At 61.7% G+C, this 22,482-nt stretch carries 20 protein-coding genes and 1 tRNA gene; 6 read left to right on the top strand and 15 right to left on the bottom strand.

Features of this window, described 5'->3' with window-relative positions; genetic code table 11:
- Positions 1 to 50: 50 nt before the first annotated feature.
- Positions 51 to 632, top strand: a complete 582-nt coding sequence (locus BLQ01_RS08890; protein ID WP_091551225.1) for a hypothetical protein — start codon at positions 51 to 53, stop codon at positions 630 to 632.
- Positions 633 to 724: 92 nt separating this feature from the next.
- Here the strand turns inward: BLQ01_RS08890 and BLQ01_RS08885 are convergent, their stop codons facing one another.
- Entirely contained in the window at positions 725 to 1,306 is a 582-nt protein-coding gene (locus BLQ01_RS08885) for a hypothetical protein (RefSeq protein WP_139183459.1), read from the bottom strand.
- A 301-nt stretch (positions 1,307 to 1,607) separates the two neighbouring features.
- Between BLQ01_RS08885 and BLQ01_RS22530 the strand changes: the two genes are divergently transcribed.
- The 3 genes from BLQ01_RS22530 (at position 1,608) to BLQ01_RS08870 (ending at position 3,326) form a co-directional block, all read left to right on the top strand.
- The gene (locus BLQ01_RS22530; RefSeq protein WP_139183458.1) at positions 1,608 to 2,177 is read left to right on the top strand and encodes a hypothetical protein; all 570 of its coding nucleotides are present in this window, start codon (positions 1,608 to 1,610) and stop codon (positions 2,175 to 2,177) included.
- Between the two features lie 9 nt (positions 2,178 to 2,186).
- Positions 2,187 to 2,678 (top strand): hypothetical protein, encoded by a 492-nt coding sequence (locus BLQ01_RS08875; protein WP_091551220.1) that lies wholly within the window; start codon positions 2,187 to 2,189, stop codon positions 2,676 to 2,678.
- A gap of 381 nt (positions 2,679 to 3,059) precedes the next feature.
- A complete protein-coding gene (locus BLQ01_RS08870; RefSeq protein ID WP_091551218.1) occupies positions 3,060 to 3,326 on the top strand; it encodes a hypothetical protein in 267 nt (88 codons plus the stop codon).
- Positions 3,327 to 3,349: 23 nt separating this feature from the next.
- Here BLQ01_RS08870 and BLQ01_RS08865 read toward each other — a convergent pair whose 3' ends face one another.
- Positions 3,350 to 4,480, bottom strand: a complete 1,131-nt coding sequence (locus tag BLQ01_RS08865; RefSeq protein WP_091551217.1) for a tyrosine-type recombinase/integrase — start codon at positions 4,478 to 4,480, stop codon at positions 3,350 to 3,352.
- Positions 4,481 to 4,567: 87 nt separating this feature from the next.
- Positions 4,568 to 4,649 (bottom strand) — tRNA-Leu (locus BLQ01_RS08860).
- 198 nt (positions 4,650 to 4,847) lie between these two features.
- Here BLQ01_RS08860 and BLQ01_RS08855 point away from each other — a divergent pair.
- On the top strand, positions 4,848 to 5,453 hold the full coding sequence (locus tag BLQ01_RS08855; RefSeq protein ID WP_026540371.1) for an ANTAR domain-containing response regulator: 606 nt from the start codon (positions 4,848 to 4,850) through the stop codon (positions 5,451 to 5,453).
- A gap of 176 nt (positions 5,454 to 5,629) precedes the next feature.
- Here the strand turns inward: BLQ01_RS08855 and pyk are convergent, their stop codons facing one another.
- The 11 genes from pyk to hisI all read right to left on the bottom strand — a co-directional run bounded on the left by pyk (position 5,630) and on the right by hisI (position 20,861).
- Positions 5,630 to 7,123, bottom strand: a complete 1,494-nt coding sequence (pyk, locus tag BLQ01_RS08850) for a pyruvate kinase (protein ID WP_026540370.1) — start codon at positions 7,121 to 7,123, stop codon at positions 5,630 to 5,632.
- Between the two features lie 54 nt (positions 7,124 to 7,177).
- The gene (locus BLQ01_RS08845) at positions 7,178 to 8,635 is read right to left on the bottom strand and encodes a glutamate synthase subunit beta (RefSeq protein WP_026540369.1); all 1,458 of its coding nucleotides are present in this window, start codon (positions 8,633 to 8,635) and stop codon (positions 7,178 to 7,180) included.
- Positions 8,628 to 13,241, bottom strand: coding sequence for a glutamate synthase large subunit (gltB, locus tag BLQ01_RS08840; RefSeq protein WP_026546623.1), 4,614 nt, complete (start codon positions 13,239 to 13,241; stop codon positions 8,628 to 8,630). Before gltB ends, BLQ01_RS08845 begins: the two co-directional genes overlap by 8 nt.
- Before the next feature lie 259 nt (positions 13,242 to 13,500).
- Positions 13,501 to 14,655 carry a prolipoprotein diacylglyceryl transferase gene (gene lgt / locus BLQ01_RS08835; protein ID WP_026546622.1) on the bottom strand — a complete coding sequence of 385 codons (1,155 nt, stop codon included), beginning with the start codon at positions 14,653 to 14,655 and terminating at the stop codon, positions 13,501 to 13,503.
- A 21-nt stretch (positions 14,656 to 14,676) separates the two neighbouring features.
- On the bottom strand, positions 14,677 to 15,489 hold the full coding sequence (gene trpA, locus BLQ01_RS08830; RefSeq protein ID WP_091551215.1) for a tryptophan synthase subunit alpha: 813 nt from the start codon (positions 15,487 to 15,489) through the stop codon (positions 14,677 to 14,679).
- Complete coding sequence (trpB, locus tag BLQ01_RS08825) at positions 15,489 to 16,865, bottom strand: tryptophan synthase subunit beta (protein ID WP_091551213.1); 1,377 nt, start codon at positions 16,863 to 16,865, stop codon at positions 15,489 to 15,491. Before trpB ends, trpA begins: the two co-directional genes overlap by 1 nt.
- A gap of 114 nt (positions 16,866 to 16,979) precedes the next feature.
- On the bottom strand, positions 16,980 to 17,798 hold the full coding sequence (gene trpC / locus BLQ01_RS08820; RefSeq protein ID WP_175493388.1) for an indole-3-glycerol phosphate synthase TrpC: 819 nt from the start codon (positions 17,796 to 17,798) through the stop codon (positions 16,980 to 16,982).
- 2 nt (positions 17,799 to 17,800) lie between these two features.
- Positions 17,801 to 18,073, bottom strand: a complete 273-nt coding sequence (locus BLQ01_RS08815; protein ID WP_026540363.1) for an HGxxPAAW family protein — start codon at positions 18,071 to 18,073, stop codon at positions 17,801 to 17,803.
- Positions 18,074 to 18,205: 132 nt separating this feature from the next.
- Complete coding sequence (locus BLQ01_RS08810) at positions 18,206 to 18,808, bottom strand: Trp biosynthesis-associated membrane protein (RefSeq protein WP_091551210.1); 603 nt, start codon at positions 18,806 to 18,808, stop codon at positions 18,206 to 18,208.
- A complete protein-coding gene (locus BLQ01_RS08805; RefSeq protein WP_091551209.1) occupies positions 18,805 to 20,388 on the bottom strand; it encodes an anthranilate synthase component I in 1,584 nt (527 codons plus the stop codon). The genes BLQ01_RS08810 and BLQ01_RS08805 overlap by 4 nt, the downstream gene beginning before the upstream one ends.
- A gap of 56 nt (positions 20,389 to 20,444) precedes the next feature.
- Positions 20,445 to 20,861, bottom strand: a complete 417-nt coding sequence (gene hisI, locus BLQ01_RS08800) for a phosphoribosyl-AMP cyclohydrolase (protein WP_026540360.1) — start codon at positions 20,859 to 20,861, stop codon at positions 20,445 to 20,447.
- An 89-nt stretch (positions 20,862 to 20,950) separates the two neighbouring features.
- Here hisI and BLQ01_RS08795 point away from each other — a divergent pair, with 89 nt between their 5' ends.
- Positions 20,951 to 21,595 carry a TIGR03085 family metal-binding protein gene (locus BLQ01_RS08795; protein ID WP_091551207.1) on the top strand — a complete coding sequence of 215 codons (645 nt, stop codon included), beginning with the start codon at positions 20,951 to 20,953 and terminating at the stop codon, positions 21,593 to 21,595.
- A 73-nt stretch (positions 21,596 to 21,668) separates the two neighbouring features.
- Here BLQ01_RS08795 and hisF read toward each other — a convergent pair whose 3' ends face one another.
- Positions 21,669 to 22,445: an imidazole glycerol phosphate synthase subunit HisF gene (gene hisF, locus BLQ01_RS08790; RefSeq protein ID WP_091551206.1), complete on the bottom strand. Its 777-nt coding sequence runs from the start codon at positions 22,443 to 22,445 to the stop codon at positions 21,669 to 21,671.
- Positions 22,446 to 22,482 lie beyond the last annotated feature (37 nt).

The raw sequence follows: 22,482 nt of genomic DNA, 5'->3' as shown, positions 1-22,482 counted from the left end.
CAGCAACGATCTGCTTCCTTACGTTCTAGGGTCGTTGATAGGATCCGGTCATGGTCGCTTGGCTGCAGGACCCTCAAAACCTCGAGCTCCTCATGAATGCTTCAGCGGTGGTGCTGAGCGTGCTCGGGATACACTTGACGGCCCGCGGCGCGGCTAGGATTTTGTGGAACCTCATTCGTAAGCGGACTGTGGTGTCCCCCGCCGGGATTCCGTCCGAGTCAAAGCTTGGCGACGCATCCATCATGAGGGACAGTGCTTCGGTTGAGCTGACAAGCTCTGAACTCGAGCGCCGAGTGGAGATCCTGGAGCACCAGATGCTTGACTCGAATAAGCAGGTCAAGAAGCTGCAGTCAGCCCAGCAAGGCACGCGGTCAACTCTGAACGAGCTTCGCAAGGATCACACCGAACTGAGTGAAGACATTGATCGGAGGATCGGTCGCGCATCCCAGGAAAGCATCGAGATCAATGCCGTCGGAATCCCGTTTGTAGTCGCTGGGATCGTGCTCGGGACATGGCCGACCCTGTGGATGAATCTTTGGACCACGCTGGCTTTGATTCCCCTCGCCACGCTAGTCCCGACTTCGATCTGGTGGAGAGCCCGGAAAGCCGGGGCCAGGCCCGCGAGCGGTTAGATTCAGCTTCCACAAGTGGCCCGCGCGGGGCGGCACGGCTGAGGGCTGTAGAACCTTACGCCCTTACATACTTTGCCTTTCGAGGCTGGTTCTCACACAAGTTTGGAAGGATCAGTGTATAGGTCTGAGCGGACAACATTAACGTCAAGTCCATACCTGCGGACTATCTTTTCGATCAGATCTCCGAACCAATCCAGTGCTTTGGGAGCAACGTAGACGCTTCTGATCAAACGCTGAAGATCAACAGGTACGGCTATGACAGCCGGCTCTTCTTTCACGGAGCGCGTCAGAACCCATTGCCCAGACCCTTCGCGCGCATCCTCACCACCTGACGCTCCTCTGTACACGTCCCCTCCAATGCCGGTCTTGGCGATTAGCCTGACCTCTTGCTCGTGCAGGAAACTCTTCCGTTTGTGCATGAATGGACTCAGGCTGTCGCCCTCCGGTATGAACGTCGACGTGTAGTCGACATAATTGACGCGACCGCCAAGAATCTTTCGTTCCGTTGCCAGACTCGTCGTGAGGTCTGCCCAGGTCGTGGTGATGGCTAGGCCACGCCCTTCGCGCTGATAAATCTCCCACATGGCGGCTGACTCACCATCATTCTCGTGCCAGCAACTCATGTGAGTTTGTTTCACGAAGAAATCGCGATGAAGGTCTGAGGCAGCAGTCACAGCCTCAGCAGAAGCCCCGTATTAAAGAGGGCGCATCTGAGCGTTGTAAGGACCCGTTGCTCCCTCCCACCCGTCAACGATCTGATCTGCCCTAGCAAAGTAGAGAGCACTGTCTTCAAGGAGGGACAGAAACTTGGGCAGGTCCATATAGCGCCATAGCCGGCTGCCAGGGTCAGGCTGGTCAGCAAAGTACATATGGGAGTCCGTCTGAAACATGACTGCAAGCTTACCGACCTCCCAAGCGCGTACACCGGAACGATTCAGCAAAACGATGGCGTCGCCGAGCCTGTAGGTTTGGGCAATGGACACGGAGACATTCAGGCTAATAGTTGTCGGATCCTTCACACTATTGGCCGGTGCATTAGGGTCCGGAATCACCGCGACCGTAGCGGCCCGCAACAGCAAAGCCGAGCGCATGGAAGATCGCTTCATTTGGAAACGTGAAAAGTTGGTCGAATTGGTAACGGATCTCCTCGACATAAGCCGTGAGAATCAATTAATGCTTAGGCGACCGATGGATCGCGCGAGAATAGAGGAGCAAGCATCCCGACTTCGGCGAGCTGCCGAGCATGTACTTCTCCTGGACTCTGGAGTGGTAGCCATGACAGGTACCCACATGATCCAAGCCGAACTTGAACGACTGTCCGCTTATGCCAATGCATCCAAAGACCAATCAATGCCGCCCGCCGAGGGAGAAGAACTCGACAACAAATGTCTTGAGGGAAGTGCAGCGCTGCTATCTGCGACAAGGATGATTCTGGGAGACCCCACGCAGTCACGATTCATGAGGCGCTCCGCAGCAAAGATACTCAAACATTTCCGAAAGACCGGGCGTGGACGTCCCCAAGAAGGCTCTTCTTCTCCTGTGTAGATTTAAGCGATGGATGAACTCATCAAACAAGGCCAGTGGTGGTGGCTACTTATTCCGCTTGGCACTGGCCTCTTTGCCCTTGGTGGTAGCTGGCTGGGGGCATTTCTTGGCAGGAGTCACGAACACAAGCAATGGCTACGAGACAGCAAACAAGCAGCATATGCTGAGTTCCTGTCAGCCATTGTAGAAGCAACCTCCACGTTGAATCCCGCCATTGAGGCCAGGGAGGCGCAACGACGAGCCACTGTTGCCCTCAGTCAGATAAGACTCATTGGTGCCCAGAGCGTCACAGCTGCTGCTGTTTCCCTCAGTGCACCTGTCAACGACATGCACCGGCTCAACAGCAACAGACGAGGAATGATCGAATTAGACTACTCAGCGAATGAAGATGAGATACTTGCAATCGGTCCGAGGATAGAGAAGGCCAATAACGAGGTCCCTACCCTGACCAAAGCCTTCGTACAGGCCGCGCGCTTGGATGTCGGCACCAAAATTCCATAACAGCGGCTCCCGCAAGTACGGGCAGGCAGGCGTTGCCCAGTGAAACCTCGATACATCTGGGAGTGCCTAAAGGCCCGGAAGTTCAAGAATCTGGACAAAGTTCACATCAACACCCAAGACTTGCCACGTCGCTCACCAAACAACAATGTCTTAGCCCCTGCCCCCAACGCACGGCCGAGAGGCTTCCACACCGACGTCGTTGCGCCAAAGGCATCCCGTGCAGGGCCGCTCGTGGCGCCACAACTTCGGGTGCAGTCGTCCTTAGGCCAACAGCATCACATGATTTGACCGCCTGCACCCTTTAGCAAAATCAACCGATCATGTCCTTCCTCGGAAATCCGAACATGAAAGTCCAAGCGAGACTGCCACGAACGGATAGAGATGAACCTGGAATTTTTCGAGCCTGCCGAAGCTGCAGCCCTCATGCGCTGCAGTGAAGGCTGGCTGCGTGACGGCGCTGCTGCGGGACGCTTTCCTCACGCGTGCTGGGGCAAGGGAAAGATCGTGTTCACTTCTGAGCACATCGCGGAGATCGCCAGACTTAGTGAGATACTGCCCGGCGCGCACCGAGCGCCCCACGTCCGCGAAGGAAACGAAACCAACGCTCGGCTCATTGGGACTCGAGCCCGCAACCGCATGGCTTCTTAGTGGGCCGGGAGAGGCCAAACCCCTCAGCGCATAAACGCCGACACTGACCGCTCCGTTGCATCCGCCCCAGCCTGCAGCGCTTCCGGCATCAGGTGCCCATAAACGCCCTCCGTGGTCCTAGTTGACGCATGCCCCAACCGACGCGAGATCGTGAAGATGGGGACGCCGTCCTGAATTAGCCATGAAGCATGCGTATGCCGTAGATCGTGAATTCGTGGATTCTTCCGCAGGCCGCGGTCCTGGGCTGCTTTGACCGCTGGCATCCAGTAGTGGTGCCAGAACAGCTTGTGCACGATCCGCTCCCCTTTGGGAGTAGTGAAAAGCAGGTCGCTGCTCGGGCGACCAGCCACCAAGGGAATCAACAGCTCCACAAGGGCAGGATTCAAACCGATGGTCCGCTTTCCGGCGCCCGTCTTTGTCGGTCCAATGTAGAACTGGTTCTTCCCGTCCCGCTTCCAAGCCTTGTTTATCCGGGCCGTGGCCGGCTTCCCCAACAAGTCAATGTCAGCAACCGTGAGAGCCGTCGCCTCACCGAAGCGGGTGCCAGTCATCACCAGGAAGTTCGTAAAGTCCCGATACCGCTCCCCTATGCCGTCCATAATCAGTCCGAACTCCGCATGGGTGAGGAACATCATTTCATCCTCAGCCTTCTCGACGCTCGGCAACTGCACGCCGCGGCATGGATTGCGCGTGATGTACCCCAGCATCTCCGCAGTGTTCATCGCAGCGGAGATCAGCCCGTGGACGTTCTTGATCGTCTTCGGTGAGCGCCCTTTGGCCATCATCGACTTCACCCAGTAGGCAATCAAACGGTAATCAAGCTTGTCGACAGGAACGTGGCCGATGACCTTCTTCACATGCAGATCGAGCATGGTCTGATACGTCTTCACCGTTCCGCTCGACGGCCGGATCAGCAGGTCGATGTGTTCCTGAATAACCTCACCGACGGTCGGCACACGCTTCTGGTTTGTGAGGATCGCGTGCTGGGCGATTTCAAAGTTCTGCCCATTGGCGTCGAGCAGTCGTTTGAGCGTTTCTGCTTCGGATTCACTGGCCACCGTGAGGCCTTGGGCCTTGCCCGTCTTGGGTTCCCGCCAGCGCACCATGAAGGACTTTGAACCGTCCTTTTTAGTGCGTGTGGAGATGCTGGCCATGCTTAAAACGCTACGCCGGTGTACACACTTTTAGGGGTTTTGTACACAGTCAGGGGCCATATAGGCCCCTGACCTGCGACAACACAGTGCCCGAGGTGGGACTCGAACCCACACACCTTTCGATACTGCATTTTGAGTGCAGCGCGTCTGCCAATTCCGCCACTCGGGCGCGGATTACCGGGAAGTTAAATCTCGCTGACTGCTCTCATTTCTGTGAGCAACGCGATCCTTTCCCAGCACGCGAAACTACTCTACATGCAGATAGGCTGATTCAAAGAACCGGGCACGCTGATGCAACAAAAACCTGCCATCAAAGAGTCCACACTAAGATGGACATGAACCCGCCGAACCTTTTCAAGGAGATCCCGTGACCGAACAGACGGAGTCCACACCCACAGCCCAGCCGGCCCGACGCGTTGTCGTAGCCGAGGATGAGACCCTCATCCGCCTGGACATTATTGAGATCCTGAAGGGCGAGGGGTACGACGTCGTCGGCGAGGCAGACAACGGCGAGAAGGCCGTGCAGCTGGCCGAGGAATTGAAGCCTGACCTTGTCCTCATGGACGTGAAGATGCCTGTCATGGACGGCATTTCGGCGGCTGAGAAGATCGTCAAGGCACGTATTGCTCCTGTTGTCCTGCTGACTGCATTCAGCCAGAAGGAACTGGTGGAGCGGGCACGCGATGCCGGCGCCATGGCGTACGTCGTCAAGCCGTTCTCCCCCGCGGACCTGATCCCGGCCATCGAGATCGCCCTGTCCCGCCACGAGGAAATCAAGGCGCTCGAGAACGAGGTCTCCGACCTCCAGGAGCAGTTCGCCACGCGCAAGCTCGTAGAGCGCGCCAAGAGCCTCCTGACCACCAAGATGGGCCTGACGGAGCCGGAAGCTTTCCGCTGGATCCAGAAGACCTCCATGGACCGCCGCCTCAGCATGCGCGAGGTTGCCGAAACCATCATCAACCAGGTCAACTAGCGCCACAAGAAACAAACGCACGACGGCGGCCGCTCACCTCGCACGAGGTGGGCGGCCGCCGTCGTACGCACCAAATCCGCACGCACCAAAGCCGTACGCACCAAAGCAATACGCACCAACAAAACAAAAATGCGGGCCCCACCAAAAGGTGGGGCCCGCATTCAACAACCGAAGAGCTAGCTCTTGGCCTTGGACTTCTTTTCCGGCCACGGGCCAACGGGTTCCTTGCGTGAACCGTCGTCGGTCTTGGAGGTGTCGGCGAGGTCGCCTACCTTGTGGACCTTCAGCGAGTTCGTGGAACCGGCCTGTCCGGGAGGGGAACCGGCAGCGATGACAACCAGGTCGCCTTCCTCCACGAGATCCATTTCGAGCAGGCTCTTGTCAACCTGTGCGGTCATCTCGTCAGTGTGGCCCACGGAGGGAACCAGCACCGGCTGGATGCCCCAGGTGAGGGCCAGCTGGTTCCAGACGTGCTCCACCGGGGTGAAGGCGAAGACGGGCTTGACCGGGCGCAGGCGCGAGAGGCGTCGTGCGGAGTCACCGGACTGGGTGAAAGTACAGATGTACTTGGCATCCAGCTGGTCGGCGATTTCGACGGCGGCACGGGTGATGGCGCCGCCGCGGGTCTTGGGCTTGGTGCCCAGCGGGGGGACGCGCTCGAGGCCGTGGACTTCGGTGGACTCGATGATCCGGGCCATGACCTTGACGGTTTCGATGGGGTACTGGCCCACGGAAGTTTCACCGGAGAGCATGACTGCGTCGGCGCCGTCGAGCACTGCGTTGGCGCAGTCCGAAGCCTCGGCGCGCGTCGGACGCGGGTTGTCGATCATGGACTCGAGGACCTGGGTGGCCACGATGACCGGCTTGGCCCAGCGGCGTGCCAATTCAATGGCGCGCTTCTGGACGATCGGCACCTCTTCGAGCGGCAGTTCAACACCGAGGTCGCCACGGGCAACCATGATGGCGTCGAAGGCGTCGATGATCTCGTGGAGCTGCTCAACGGCCTGCGGCTTTTCGATCTTGGCGATCACCGGTACGCGGCGACCTTCTTCGTCCATGATCTCGTGGACGCGCTTGATGTCTGAGGCATCACGCACGAACGAGAGGGCGATGAGGTCGGCGCCGCGCTTGAGTGCCCAACGGAGGTCGTCCTCGTCCTTTTCGCTCAAGGCGGGAACGTTGACGGCTACGCCTGGCAGGTTGATGCCCTTGTTGTTGGAGACCTTGCCGCCAACGGTCACGGTGGCAACAACCTTGACGTCGTCAACCTCGATGGCGCGCATGGCCACCTTGCCGTCGTCGATCAACAGGGCATCGCCCACGTTGACGTCTTCGGTGAGGCTTTTGAGCGTAGTGGAGCAGATGTCCTTGGTGCCGGGGACGTCTTCGGTGGTGATGGTGAAGGTGTCGCCGACGGCCAGCTCGTGGGGTCCGTCAACAAAACGGCCAAGACGGATCTTGGGTCCCTGCAGGTCAGCCATGATCGCAACAGGCTTGCCCAGCTGCGCCGCAGCCTTGCGGACGTTTTCGTAGGTGATGTCGTGCACGGAGTAGTCGCCGTGGCTCATGTTCATGCGGGCAACGTCAACGCCGGCCTCCAGCACCGCGAGGGTGTTGTCGAAGCTGGAGATAGCCGGGCCGAAAGTTGCCACAATTTTTGCGCGTCTCATATACCTACCCTAAGTAGTTCATGCTGATTGAGTAAAAGGTTGTTCCTGCCGGCGCTATAAGACCGCTATCGCCCGGTCGGTGGGGGCGACCGGTGCCGGGAGAATGGTGCTTCCCATCAGGAACTTGTCCACTGCGGCCGCACATGCACGGCCTTCCGCAATGGCCCACACAATCAGTGACTGGCCACGTCCGGCATCGCCGGCAACAAACACGCCCTCGGTGTTCGTCATGTAGTAGCCGTCGCGGGCAACGTTGCCCCGACTGTCGAACTCTGCGCTGACCTGCTCCGTGATTCCTGCCGGCTCAGCACCGGTAAAGCCTAGGCTCAGGAAGACAAGGTCAGCTGGGATGATCCGTTCTGTACCGGCTTTGGGAAGGCGTTTGCCGTCCACGAACTCGGTTTCAGCAACTTTAACTCCGGTGAGTTTGCCGTTTTCTCCAACGAACTCAACGGTGGATGCAAGGTAGGTACGCTCGCCACCTTCTTCGTGGGCGCTGGCGACCTCGAACAGGGTGGGGAACGTGGGCCACGGCTGGTGGGTGGCACGCTCGGCGGGCGGCTGCTTGCCGATCGCGAGGGTGGTCACCGAGGCCGCCTGGTGGCGATGCGCGGTGCCGATGCAGTCAGCACCGGTATCGCCGCCACCGAGGATGACAACGTGCTTGCCACGGGCGTCGATGTGGTTCGCGGGGTCCTCCCCCGCCACCTTGCGGTTGGACGGGACCAGGTAGTCCATGGCGAAGTGGACGCCCTCAAGGTCACGTCCGGGAATGGGAAGGTCGCGCGGAACGGTCGCTCCGGTGGCAACCACGACGGCGTCGTAACGGCGTCGCAACTGCTCCCAGGTCACGTCCGTACCAACTGCGACGCCGGTCCGGAAGCGGGTGCCTTCGGCCTTCATCTGCTCAAGGCGGCGGTCAACCTGTTCCTTCTCCATCTTGAAGTCGGGGATGCCGTAGCGGAGCAGGCCGCCGATCTTGTCATCGCGCTCGTACACGGCAACGGTGTGGCCCACGCGGGTCAGCTGCTGTGCCACGGCCAGGCCGGCCGGGCCGGAACCCACAACCGCGACCGTCTTGCCGGTCAGGCGCGTCGGAGGCAGGGGCTGGACCCAGTCGTTGTCGAAAGCCTGGTCGATGATGGAGACCTCAACCTGCTTGATGGTCACAGCAGGCTGGTTGATCCCGAGCACGCAGGACGCTTCGCAGGGTGCGGGGCACAGGCGGCCCGTGAACTCCGGGAAGTTGTTCGTCGCGTGAAGGCGCTCAATCGCTTCTTCACCCTTGTCCCGCCACACGAGGTCGTTCCATTCGGGAATCAGGTTGCCCAGCGGGCAGCCCTGGTGGCAGAACGGAACGCCGCAGTCCATGCAGCGGCCTGCCTGGCTCTTCAGGACACCCTTTTCCTGGGCTTCGTACACTTCTTTCCAGTCCATGATGCGGACCGGAACGGGACGGCGTGGCTGCGTCTCGCGCTGCCGGACTTTCAGAAATCCGCGTGGATCAGCCACCGGTTACCTCCAGGATTCGAGACCATACTTCTTCGCCATCGGGGTCAAGACCCTCTTCGATGGCGTCGAGACGGGTTTGCAGGACTGCGGCGTAGTCGCGCGGCAGCACTTTGGTGATGCGGGCGGCAGTGTCGTCGAAGTTTTCGAGCAGACGGCCGGCCAGGACGGATTCGGTTTCCTCAAGGTGCTTGGTCAGCAAACCATGAACGATGTCGCGGTCCTCGGCGTCGAGCTCCAGGAGCTGGAGTTCGCCGGTATCGAGGGCCATCTTGTTGACGCGCTCAGGCTGAAGGTCCAGCACATAGGCAGTACCACCGGACATGCCGGCACCGAAGTTGCGTCCGGTGCGGCCGATGATCAGGGTCTGGCCACCGGTCATGTACTCGCAACCATGATCGCCAATGCCTTCGACGACGGCGGTCGCGCCGGAGTTGCGGACCAGGAAGCGTTCGCCCACCTGGCCACGCAGGAACATCTCACCGCTGGTTGCACCGTAACCGATGACGTTGCCGGCAATGACGTTGCGCTCGGCCTGGAACACGTTGGTGCGGTCCGGGCGGACGATGATGCGTCCACCGGAGAGGCCCTTGCCCACGTAGTCGTTGGAATCACCGAACATCCGCAGGGTGATGCCCGCGGGCAGGAACGCGCCGAGGGACTGGCCGGCGGTGCCATTGAGCGTGACGTCGATGGTGTCGGTCGCCAGGACATCGATCCCGAAGGTCTTGGTCACCACATGGCCGAGCATCGTACCCACGGAACGGTCCGTGTTGATGACGTCCAGGGTGATCTTGACGGGCATGCGGTCGCTGAGCGCTTCTTGCGCCATGGTGATCAGCCGCTGGTCGAAGTGCTTGTCCAGCTCGTGGTTCTGGCCGGTCATGTTGCGCAGCGGCACGTCGTCGTCGAACTCCAGCCCGTGCAGGATGGGGTCCAGGTCCAGCCCTTCGGCCTTCCAGTGGTTGATCGCTTCGCGGGTATCCAGGACCTCGGCGTGTCCGATTGCCTCTTCCAGGCTGCGGAACCCGAGCTCGGCAAGGATCTCACGGACTTCTTCTGCGAGGAACTCGAAGAAGTTGACTACGAACTCGGGCTTGCCATTGAACCGTGAACGGAGCTCAGGGTTCTGCGTGGCAACACCAACAGGGCAGGTGTCCAAGTGGCAGACGCGCATCATGATGCAGCCGGAAACCACCAGGGGCGCAGTTGCGAAGCCGTACTCCTCGCCACCCAGCAGGGCGGCAATGACGACGTCGCGGCCGGTCTTGAGCTGACCGTCAACCTGAACCACCACACGGTCACGCAGACCGTTGAGCATGAGGGTCTGCTGGGTTTCGGCGAGGCCGAGTTCCCACGGCACACCCGCGTGCTTGAGCGAGTTCAGCGGCGAGGCGCCGGTACCGCCGTCGTGACCCGAAACAAGCACGACGTCGGCCTTCGCCTTGGTGACACCGGAGGCCACCGTGCCGATCCCGACTTCCGAAACCAGCTTCACGTGCACACGGGCCGAAGGGTTGGCGCGCTTGGCATCGTAAATGAGCTGGGCGAGGTCTTCGATCGAGTAGATATCGTGGTGCGGGGGCGGGGAAATGAGTCCGACGCCGGGCGTGGAGTGACGTGTCCGGGCTACCCAGGGGTAGACCTTCTGTGCCATCAACTGGCCGCCTTCGCCGGGCTTGGCGCCTTGGGCCATCTTGATTTGGATGTCGTCGGCATTGGTCAGGTACAAGCTGGTGACACCGAACCGGCCCGAAGCGATCTGCTTGATGGCAGAGCGGCGCTCGGGATCCAGCAGGCGGTCAACGTCCTCGCCGCCTTCACCGGTGTTGGACTTGGCGCCCAACCGGTTCATGGCGATGGCGAGCGTTTCGTGCGCTTCCTTGGAGATGGAGCCGTAACTCATTGCACCGGTGGAGAAACGCTTGACGATGCTGGAAACGGGCTCCACTTCCTCGAGCGGGACCGCCGGACGGACACCGTCCTTGAACTTCAGGAGCCCGCGCAGGGTCATCAGGTTCTCGGACTGATCGTCAATGCCCTTGGTGTAGGACTTGAAGATGTCGTACCGCCGTTCGCGGGTAGCGTGCTGCAGGCGGAAAACCGTCTCCGGGTTGAAGAGGTGCGGTTCACCGTCACGGCGCCACTGGTACTCGCCACCGCCCAGCAACGGCTGGTGCGGGTGCTCGATGCCGCCCTCCGGGTACGCCATCTGGTGGCGTGCCGAAACCTCGGCGGCAATCACGTCCAGGCCCACGCCACCGAGCTGGGAGTGCGTGCCGGAGAAGAATTCATCCACGAGTTCCTGGGACAGGCCCAGTGCCTCGAAGGTCTGGGCTCCCGTGTAGGAAGCCACGGTGGAGATGCCCATCTTGGACATGATCTTCAGGACACCCTTGCCAAGGCCCTTGATGAGGTTGTAAACGCCGTCTTCTGCAGTGACGCCTGTGACATCGCCGTTGGAGATCAGCTGTTCCACCGACTCCATGGCCAGGTACGGGTTGACGGCAGATGCGCCGTAACCGATGAGCACTGCAACATGGTGCGTCTCGCGGACGTCGCCGGCCTCAACCACCAGGGCGGTCTTGGTGCGGTTGGCACTGCGGAGCAGGTGGTGGTGCACTGCGCTGACCAGAAGCAGCGAAGGAATGGGAGCCCACTGCGCGTTCGAGTCACGGTCGGACAGCACCACGTACTGCACGCCACGGTTGATCGCGCCGGAGACCTGCTCGCAGATTTCGGTCAGGCGCGCACGAAGCGCCGCTTCCCCACCCTCGGGGCGGTAAAGGCCACGAACCTTCATGGCGATGCGATCGCCGTCGGGGGTTTCGATGTTCGCGATCTTGGCGAGTTGATCGTTGTTGATCACCGGGAACGGCAGGGAGATCTGCGGCTGGCGGACCTGCTTGCCGTCCAAGAGGTTGCCGTTGGGCCCGATGGCGCACTTCAGCGAAGTAACCAACTCTTCGCGGATGGCATCCAGCGGCGGGTTGGTCACCTGGGCAAAGGACTGCACAAAGTAGTCGAACAACAAGCGTGGGCGCTTGGAGAGGACAGCCACAGGCGTGTCCGAACCCATGGCACCGAGGGGCTCGGCACCGGTCCGGGACATCGGTCCCAGCAGGATCTTCAGCTCCTCGGTGGTGTAGCCGAACGTGCGCTGGCGGATATTGACCGACGCAGCGGTGTGAACCACGTGCTCACGCTCGGGGAGCTCGTTGATGTCGATCAGGTTGTCCTTGAGCCACTCGGCCCAGGGGTTGGCGGCAGCGACCTCGGCCTTGACCTCGGCGTCGTCGATGATGCGGCCGGCCTCGGTGTCCACCAGGAACATTTTGCCCGGGGCAACGCGGCCCTTCTTGACCACGTTGGAGGGCTCAACCTCGATCACGCCAACTTCGGAGGCGAAGATGATGAGGCCGTCTTCGGTGATCCAGTAACGTCCCGGTCGCAGGCCGTTACGGTCCAGGGTGGCGCCAACCAGGTTGCCATCGGTGAAGGAAACAGCTGCCGGCCCATCCCACGGCTCCATGAGCAGTGAGTGGTACTCGTAGAAAGCACGGCGGGCCGGATCCATGGTGGCGTGGTTCTCCCACGCTTCCGGGATCATCATCATGATGGAGTGCGTGATGGGGCGGCCGGACAGCCAGAGGAGCTCTGCAACCTCATCGAAGGAAGCGGAGTCCGAGGCACCCGGGGTGCAGATCGGGTACAGCTCTTCGGGCACTGAGCCCAGCAGCGGGCTGGCCAGCTGCGACTGGCGGGCACGCATCCAGTTGCGGTTGCCCTTGACCGTGTTGATCTCACCGTTGTGGGCGATGGTGCGGAACGGCTGCGCCAACGGCCAGGACGGGAAGGTGTTGGTGGAGAAGCGTGAGTGGACGATGGCCAGCTTGGTCTTGAAGCGCTTGTCCGAGAGGTCCGGGTAGAACGGCTCCAACTGGGCGGTGGTCAGCATGCCCTTGTACACAATGGTGCGCGAGGACAGCGACGGGAAGTACACGCCGAACTTGTTCTGCGCACGCTTGCGGATACGCCAGGCGCGCGAATCAAGCTCGTTGTGTTCCAGCTGCTCGCCGGTGGCGGAGGCAAAGAACGGCTGCGAGAAGTACGGCATACAGGCTCGCGCCATAGCGCCTACAAGGTCAGCCACCACGGGTACCTCACGCCAGCCAAGGACAGTGAGGCCCTCGTCGGCGGCAAGGGCTTCAATGCCTGCCTTGGCGGTATCCGCTTCGCGGGACTCAGCAGGAAGGAAGGCAGTGCCCACTACATACTGGCCGGGAGCGGGCAGTTCGAATTCTGTGACGGCCCGGAAGAACTCGTCCGGAACCTGCATCAGCAGGCCCGCACCGTCGCCGGTACCTTCGTCGGCGCCCACGGCGCCGCGGTGTTCGAGATTGCGGAGGGCGGTCAGTGCCGCTTCCACGATGTCGTATCCCGGTTCCCCGCGGAGCGTGGCAATAATGGCCAGGCCGCAGGCGTCCTTCTCCTTATCAGGGTTGTAAAGACCCTGGGCCTCCGGGAGCGCGGCAAAGCGCTTGAACGGAGACATGGCACCCTGCGGTTCGATTTTTTCGGACCAACCGGGGTTATGAAGATGGGTCATGGGAGACGTCCTTCCTCGAGATCGTGCGTATGGAAGGGACAACGTTGGCCCCACCTTGCCTGCCCTGTGACGGGCACAACAAAGCGCTAGTAATTGGAATTGTAGGCCAGCCGATCCAGCGCAACGAACAGTTACGCAGACCTCTGGCCCCGGCTTGACCAGTGAACATCGGTATGCTGCGATCCGGTTTCCGGGGTGCCACGACGCTGTGGACTGGGCCCTACGAGCGGTGACTCTGTTGCCCCTTTACCGAACGCGACTACTTGGTGTCGTCTGCGTTCGGTGTGGATCCGGGGGCCTTCCTTGCGGCAGTGGCAGCAGATACGGAACCCGTGCCGGACTTGGTGTCCTTGCTCGCGTCCCCTGCTGTTTCCTGCGGCTCGTCAACGTGGCCCGAATCGCTTTGGTTATCTGGGAGATTACCACGCGAACCAGTATCTGAGACAGATGCGTCCACATCATGACTGGTGACGCTCGTCACCGACGCCGGCTCCTTTTCCTTGGTCTCATCCGGCTCGCGCCCCGGCAAATACGGGGTATCCGGTACAGGGCGTCCCTTCCGGCCAAGAACCAGGAAGATGGCAAGGGCGGCAATGAACACAAAGATGCTGGTCCACACATTGAGCCGGGTGGTAATCCCGAAAAGGTTAATCTGCTCGGCATCATCGATCCGCAATGCCTCAATCCAGACACGGCCGAGGGTGTAATACATGGCGTAGAGCCAGAAGAGGCGTCCCCACCGGAAGTTGAACTTCCTGTCCAGGAGCAACAAGATGGCGACGCCGGCCAGGTTCCACAGCATTTCGTAGAGGAACGTGGGGTGGAACAGCGTGCCGGCAGCCATGTCCGGCGGGAAGTTGGCGTTGGCGGGATCAATCTCCAGCCCCCAGGGAAGGGTGGTGGGGGCGCCGAAAAGTTCCTGGTTGAACCAGTTTCCCAAACGGCCGATTGCCTGTGCCAGCAGCAGGCCAGGAGCCGCTGCATCCAGGAAGGCCGTCAGCTTCACGCCGGCCCTCCGGCAACCAATCCAGGCACCCACTGCGCCCAGGACCACGGCACCCCAAATGCCCAGTCCACCGCGCTGTATCTGCGGAATCAGCGAGAGGTCGCCGGTGCCGTCAAAGCCCGGACCGAAGTAGGCATCAGGTGAGGAGAACACGTGGTAGAGGCGACCGCCGATGATGCCGAAGGGAATTGCCCAGATGGCAATGTCCCACAGGCTGCCTTCGGGGGCGCCGCGGCGCTTCCACCGGGCGGACGTCAGCCACAAGCCAACGATGATGCCCGCCAGGATGCAGAGGGCGTATGCGTGGATACGCAGCGTCCCCCACGGCAGCGGAATGTCGAAACCGGACCACGACGGGCTCGGGATACTCATGGGGACCATTGCCGCAGCGTGGAGGACGGTCTGCATTCGCTTCGCTGTTTCCTTTTTCTAGGCTTCTGCAGCTGCGCGGCCCAGGCCGGCGCTGAGATTCTTGGTGAGTTGCCCGACGGCGTCAAGGCCGCCATCGCGAAGGGCCGCCACCAGGGCGGTTCCTACGATCACGCCGTCAGCGTAGGCGGCGATTTCGCGGACATGGTCCGGGTTGGACACACCCAAACCGACGCACACACGCTCGGCTCCGGCAGCATGAGCGCGGGACACCACGTCCTCGGCACTGCTGCTGACAGAGGTGCGCGTTCCGGTGACGCCCATGATCGAGACGGCGTAGACGAATCCACGGCTCGCCTTGACGGTCATGTCCAGCCGCTCCGGGGTGGATGACGGTGCCACGAGGAACACCCGGTCCAAGCCGTACTTGTCCGAGGCCTCGAACCACTCGTGGGCCTCGTCAGGGACCAGGTCCGGGGTAATAAGCCCCGCTCCCCCGGCTTCGGCCAGGCGACGGGAGAATTCATCGACGCCCATGCGCATGACAGGGTTCCAGTAGGTCATGACCAGAACGGCTGCATCGGTGGCGGCGGTGATGCCGGCAACGACGTCGAAAACGTTGCTGACACGGAAGCCATTGGCGATCGCCTCGGTGGTGGCAGCCTGGATGACCGGGCCGTCCATTACCGGATCGGAGTACGGGATGCCGATTTCGATCAGGTCGGCACCGTTCCGGGCCAAGGCGATTCCGGCCTCGATGCTCTCCTGGACCGTGGGGTACCCCGCGGGGAGGTAGCCCACCAGGGCGGCGCGGCCTTCAGCCTTGGCACGATCGATGGCGGCAGCGGATTTGCTGGCGAATTCTTCAGTCATCAGTTCTGGTCCTCGTTGACATCCACGGCTGCTTCGGACGTGCGCTCGGTGGGGCCCTTGGGCTTGCGCGTGGACAAGGTGGTGCCCTTGACGTGCCCTTCCTCATCCAACATGTCGAACCAGGCAGCGGCAGTCTCCACGTCCTTGTCTCCACGGCCGGAGAGGTTGACGATCACCGTGACGTCGGAAGGGTTGTCCTTGCCTTCAGTCAGGCGGTGGCCGATCTTGATGGCACCAGCCAGGGCGTGCGAGGACTCGATGGCGGGAATGATGCCCTCGGTCCGGCACAGGAGGCTGAAGGCGTCCATGGCCTCGGTATCCGTGACAGCCTCGTAGGTAACGCGGCCAATATCGGCCAGGTAAGAGTGCTCCGGACCCACGCTGGGGTAGTCCAGGCCTGCGGAGATGGAGTGGGATTCGATCGTTTGGCCGTCTTCGTCCTGCATGAGGTACGAACGTGCACCGTGCAGCACACCGGGCCGACCCAAGGAGATGGCAGCAGCGTGGCGGCCGGTTTCGACCCCTTCGCCGCCGGCTTCGAATCCGAAGATCTTCACGGAGGCGTCATCAAGGAAGGCGTGGAACAGGCCAATGGCGTTCGAGCCACCGCCAATACATGCAGCAATGGCGTCCGGGAGCTTGCCCGTCTGCTCCAGGATCTGGCTGCGGGCTTCTTCGCCGATGACCTCGTGGAAGTAGCGGACCATTGCCGGGAACGGGTGGGCTCCAGCTGCGGTGCCAAGAAGGTAGTGCGTGTGCTCCACATTCGAAACCCAGTCGCGCAGGGCATCGTTAATGGCGTCCTTGAGGGTCTGGGAGCCGTTGGTCACCGGCACCACAGTGGCACCGAGCAACTGCATGCGGGCCACGTTCAACGCCTGGCGCCGGCAATCCTCGGCACCCATGTACACCACGCACTCAAGGCCCAGCAGGGCCGCAGCAGTGGCACTGGCAACGCCGTGCTGTCCCGCTCCGGTCTCGGCGATCACACGGGTCTTACCCATGCGCTTGGCAAGGAGGGCCTGGCCCAGGACGTTGTTGATCTTGTGGGACCCGGTGTGGTTCAGGTCTTCGCGCTTGAGGAAGATGCGGGCCCCTCCGGCGTGCTCCGAGAAGCGCTTGGCCTCGGTAAGCAAGGAAGGCCTGCCGGAGTAATTCTTGTTGAGGTCCTTGAGCTGCGCGATGAAATCGGGGTCAGCCTTTGCCTTCTCAAACGTGTCCTGGACTTCGTCAAGGGCGGCGATGAGGGACTCCGGCATCCAGCGTCCGCCGTAGTTGCCGAAGTAGGGCCCGGAGGCGTTGCGCAGCGAAGGGCCACCTTGCAGGAATGCGTCGGCCGCATTCTCTTCTGAGCCGGCTGTTGGCGCGTCGACCATCAGTCTCACCGTCCTGTTCCAGTTAGTTCATTGGGTAGTTCCACGTGCCACAAGGCAGCCGCGGGCTTCAGCCCGGGCTGCCTTGCGGCTGTTCGCCGTGTTTCAGTGACTGCCTCAGTTCCTGACGGCGATGGCGGCAGCTCCAGCTGCCTTGAATTCAGTAATGCGTTCATGCGGGGTGGAATCGCTGACCAGCGCCTCCCCCACCAGGATGGCGTTGGCACCACCGGCCACATAATGCGAGACGTCATCGGCGCCCCGGACCCCGGACTCGGCGACGATGACCGACTCAGCCGGAATCAAACCGGCCAGGGACCCGAAAACCGAACGGTCGACGTCGAGCGTCTTGAGGTTGCGCACGTTGATGCCGATGATCCGGGCGTTTGCCGCCACGGCACGTTCGATCTCTTCCTCCGTGTGGGTCTCCACCAGTACGTTCATGCCAAGCTCGTGGCTCAGTGCGCTGAACTCCGCCAACTCGGTGTCGGACAACGCCGCGACAATCAGCAGGATGAGGTCCGCTCCGTGGGCGCGGGCTTCCCAAATCTGGTACTCGTCCACCGTGAAGTCCTTGCGGAGCAAGGGAATCTCGACGGCGGCGCGGACCGCATCCAAGTCAGCAAGCGAGCCACCGAAGCGGCGCTGTTCGGTCAGGACACTGATGACGGAAGCTCCGCCGTCGGCGTACTGAACGGCGAGGGAAGCGGGATCGGCAATAGGCGCGAGATCGCCCTTGGAGGGGCTGCGGCGCTTGATTTCCGCGATGACTTTGAGGTCGTTGCGGACCGATGCAGGCCCACCCAAGGCAGCCCAGGCATCGAGGGCCGGAGCAGCCACCGCTGCCCGGTCCTTCAACTCCGCCAGGGATACGAGGCGCTTGCGCGCCTCCATCTCCTCCTTGACGCCAACAATGATGTCATCAAGAACGGTCACGATTAGTGGCCGTTGTTCTGCAGCTTGCTGCCACCAACTCCGTAGCCCGCCTTGCGCATGACAAAGCCAACGATCAGGCCGATGACCATGACTACCAGCCCGCCAACGAAGATCGGGGTGCTGGCAATGACGAACGCGATGGAGGAAATCAAGGCACCGACCAGCATCACGAGTACGCAGGTCCAGGCAGCCGGGCTGTTTCCGTGGCCGATGGCGTCAGCGTGGCTGGCCATGGTGGATTCAGCTTGGTTCGTGGACACTGTGGTTTTGCTCATGTGAAATCTCCTCAGGATAAATACTGCTTACATTCTGCCATTTATTGGCGGCGTCCGGGACATCGCCCGACGTCAGGACGGGCGCGTGGGGATTTGTTGCGCCCCACCTGCCCGCAAGCCCCCTATGGCTGCCTACGTAGGGTCCTCACCGCGCGACAGGCTGTCCCAACTGTCAATCTCGTCCACCGGTTCATTGCTGCTCTTCCGGCTCCGTGCGCCGGCGTCGTACTTGGTTCGCGAGGTCCAATGGCGGCCGGCCAGCGGCAAGGCAACAGCGCAAAGAGCCAGCAGGGCACCGGCAACAATCGCCACCACAGGGAAGGCGGTGGCGGCTGCATCGGCCTGGCCGCCGGAAACACCTGTTGCAGCCGCAATGGCACCTTGGGCGGCACCCAACGGATCCATCAGGACGGTGATCGCGGCAAGAATGATCCCGGCCGCTGACAGGACAATGAGGACGGCGATGATCCAGCGCGCGATTCTTCCCGCAATGGAGGCGGCCAGGCCGCCGGCCAGGGCAACCACGGCCAGTGCCGTGACTGCTGTTGCGGCTTTGCTTCCCTGGACGTGGAGATCGCTGTTGGAGGCTCCCGTGGGATCCAGCCGCACTTCGATCCAGGTCTGCGTTGTGGCCCCGAAGACTGCAAGGGCAAGGATCGTGGTGGCCAGGACCAAGGTGGACTTACGCGCCCAGCGCGGAGGCCGCTTGAGGGCAGACGGGGATTCAGTGCTCATGAGGCCGAAGTCCCGTCGTCCGGGACGTCTGTATTTCCTGCCGCTTTAGTTGAAACGTTGTGCAGGGATCCGGCGGTGTGTACGGCACGCAGGGGCGCTGCGGCTTTGTTGACCGTTTCCAAAGCCTCGGAAGGCTTGTGGGAATCGGCCACGATTCCGCCGCCTGCCTGGACGTACGCACGGCCCTCGCGGAGCAGCGCGGACCGGATGGCGATGGCCATGTCCATGTCGCCGGCGAAGTCGAGGTAGCCCACTACGCCGCCGTAGATCCCGCGCCTGTGTGGTTCGAGTTCGTCAAGCAGCCGCAGTGCACGCGGCTTGGGGGCTCCGGACAGGGTGCCGGCCGGGAATGTTGCCTTCAAGACGTCGTAAGCCTTGGCCTGCGGGGCCAATTCGCCCACCACTGTGGAGACCAGGTGCATGATGTGGCTGAACCGCTCCACCTCCATGAATTGCGTGACGTCCACGGTGCCGGCCACACAAACCTTGGAGAGGTCATTGCGCGAAAGATCCACCAGCATCAGGTGCTCGGCGCGCTCCTTCTGGTCAGCCAACAGCTCTGCCGCCAACGCCTTGTCCGCTTCCATGGTCTTGCCACGCGGGCGCGACCCGGCGATGGGGTGCGTAATGACTTCCTGGCCGGTCACGGTGACCAAAGCTTCCGGTGAGGACCCCACAATCGAGTACTCGCGGCCGTCAGCATCTTCCAAGCTGAAGAGGTACATGTATGGGCTCGGGTTGGTGTTGCGCAGGACGCGGTAAACGTCCAACGGGTCCGCCGCGCACTCCATCTCGAAACGGCGGGAAATCACCACCTGGAACACTTCGCCGTCAACAATGGCTTCCTTGCCGCGGTCGATCGCTTCCAGGTACCTGGCCTCGTCCCAGCGTTCCTGCACGCTGGAAGCAAAGTCCAGGGCCGCAGTCTCCAGCACTGAAACCGGCTGGGAGACAGGTGTGCTGATCTGCTCCAGCAGTGCCTGCACACGGGCAACGGCATCGTGCCACGCATCGTCCACGCGCTCGGAGCTGTCATCAAAGTTGATGGCGTTGGCGATCAGGAGGACAGTGCCGTCCATGTTGTCGTGGACAGCCATGTCGGTGACCAGGTTCAGGGCCATCTCGGGAAGCTGCAGGTCGTCCTCGGGCGGGGAAGTCAGGCGCTCCCAGTGGCGGACAGCTTCCCAACCGAGGAAGCCCACCAGACCGGAGGTGAACGGGGGCAGTCCCTCAAAGCGGTCCGTCTGCAGCGCAGCAATAGTATCCCGCACCGCTTCTACGGGGTTGCCCGACACTGGAACACCAACAGGGGGCTCGCCAATCCAATGCGCCTGGCCGTCTTTGGTTGTCAGGGTGGCGCGGGACTTCGATCCAATGAAGGAGTAGCGCGACCAGGCCCCGCCGACTGCCGCGGATTCCAGGAGGAAGGTTCCAGGTTGCCCCTTGGCCAGCTTCCGGTACAGGCCAATGGGGGTCTCGGCGTCTGCCAAGACCTTAAGGCGAACAGGAATGACGCGGCTGTGGACGGCGAGTTCGCGGAACTCTTCCAGGCCCGGGCTGATGATTCCAAGGTCCTGCATGGCTATTTTCTCCGCCTTTATCTGAGGTGGTGCTTCAGTGGAATGTAGTGGGTGCCTTAGTCGCGGTGACCCGTAACAACTGTGAAGTCGCGACCATCGAAGCAGGTCCGGGTTCCGGTGTGGCAGGCTGCGCCGATCTGGTCCACGCGGATCAGGAGGGCATCGCCGTCGCAGTCAAGGGCAACAGACTTCACGAACTGTACGTGTCCGGAGGTGTCGCCCTTGCGCCAGTACTCCTGGCGTGAACGTGAGTAGAACGTCACGCGACCAGTGGTCATGGTGCGGTGCAGGGCTTCGTCGTCCATCCAGCCAAGCATGAGGACCTCGTTGGTGTCATGCTGCTGCACGATCGCGGCTACGAGCCCGGAAGAATCCCGTTTCAGGGCGGTGGCGATCTCCTGCGGCAGGGGGCTGGCGGAGTCGCTTGAGGGCTCCACGGCAGGAGTTGGGCTGGGGGCGGACTGCTCTGACATCAGATCAAGTCTAGTGCCTTTGGCGGGAGCCGGATTCTGCGGCGGTTCCTCTGCGCAAGAGCGCTCTGATCGTGCTAGTTTCACAAGTGATGCATTTCGTCGATCCTTCCCGAGAAGTACTGGCCGAAACCCTGCTGGCGGCCGGACCTGACTCCCCCACGCTCTGCGCGGGGTGGCAGACCCGGGATCTTGCTGCGCATTTATATCTGCGCGAACGGAAAATTGCGGTGGGCCTGGGCCTGCTGATTCCAAGCCTGGGCAAGGCCTCCGAGAAAGCCACCTCCAAACTTGCAGCAAAGCTCAAGAGCCCTGAGGCCTATGCGGAACTCATCAAGACGTTCCGAGGCGGGCCCCCGGCCCTCTCTCCCTTGAAGATCAAGGCTTTGGACGAGACGTCCAACCTCATTGAGTACTTTGTCCACACCGAGGACATCCGCCGCGCCGGCGATCGTTGGGCGCCACGGGCCCTGGACGAAGCCTATTCCGACGCCCTCTGGGACGACCTCATCAAACGGGCCGCCTTCTTGTACCGCGGAGTGGACCTCGGCATCGTACTGGTTCGGCCTACTGGCCCTCGGCATGTGGCAAAGCGGGCCCCCGTCTCGGTTGCCATCGTCGGCGAACCGGGCGAGCTGCTCATGCACGCCCATGGCCGCACCAGCCAGGCCCTGGTGACCTTCGAAGGCCAGCCGGACGCCGTCGCACTGTTGCAGTCTGCCGACATCGGACTCTAACGATCCACTTGTTTTAACAAAGAAATGGAGAGTCACTTTCACAGTGACTCTCCATTTCTGTTTAATCCTGGCGCTAGCGGACCTCGAAACCAGCGTCCCGGATCGCCGTTTTGACCTGGGCGATCATGTCGTCCGGCCCGAAGTGGAACACCGAGGCCGCCAGCACGGCATCAGCCCCGGCTTCGACGGCCGGCGGGAAATGTGCCGGCTCCCCCGCGCCACCTGAAGCAATAATCGGGATGTTCACCGCGGCACGGACCAGACGGATCAGTTCAAGGTCGAAGCCGTCCTTGGTGCCGTCGGCATCAATGGAGTTGAGCAGGATTTCGCCCACACCCCGGTCCGCTGCTTCCTTGGCCCAGGCGATGGCGTCGATTCCGGTTCCAGTGCGGCCACCGTGGGTAGTGACTTCAAAACCGGACGACGTCGGGACGTCACCTTCGCGGGTGCGGCGCGCATCCACGGAGAGCACCAGGACCTGAGAGCCGAAGTGGCGGGTGATTTCGTCGATGACCCCGGGCCGCGCGACTGCCGCGGTATTGATGGATGCCTTGTCCGCACCGAAGCGCAGGAGCTTGTCCACCTCGGCAACACCACGGACGCCGCCGCCCACGGTCAAGGGGATGAAGACTTCCTCTGCCGTTCGCCTGACGACGTCAAAGGTGGTTTCCCGGTTGCCGGATGAGGCTGTGACGTCCAGGAATGTCAGCTCATCGGCCCCGCCGTTGTCGTAGCGGTGGGCAAGTTCCACCGGATCACCGGCATCGCGGAGGCCTTCGAAGTTGATGCCCTTGACGACGCGGCCTGCGTCGACATCAAGGCACGGTATGACTCTGACGGCTACAGCCATGTGCTGCTCCTCAATCTTTCTGGGCTTGCTGTTACCG

It is taken from the genome of Arthrobacter sp. UNCCL28 (genome assembly GCF_900102805.1).
Classification (GTDB): Bacteria; Actinomycetota; Actinomycetes; order Actinomycetales; family Micrococcaceae; genus Arthrobacter; species Arthrobacter nicotinovorans_A.
This window is presented reverse-complemented; position numbering and strand designations above follow the sequence as displayed.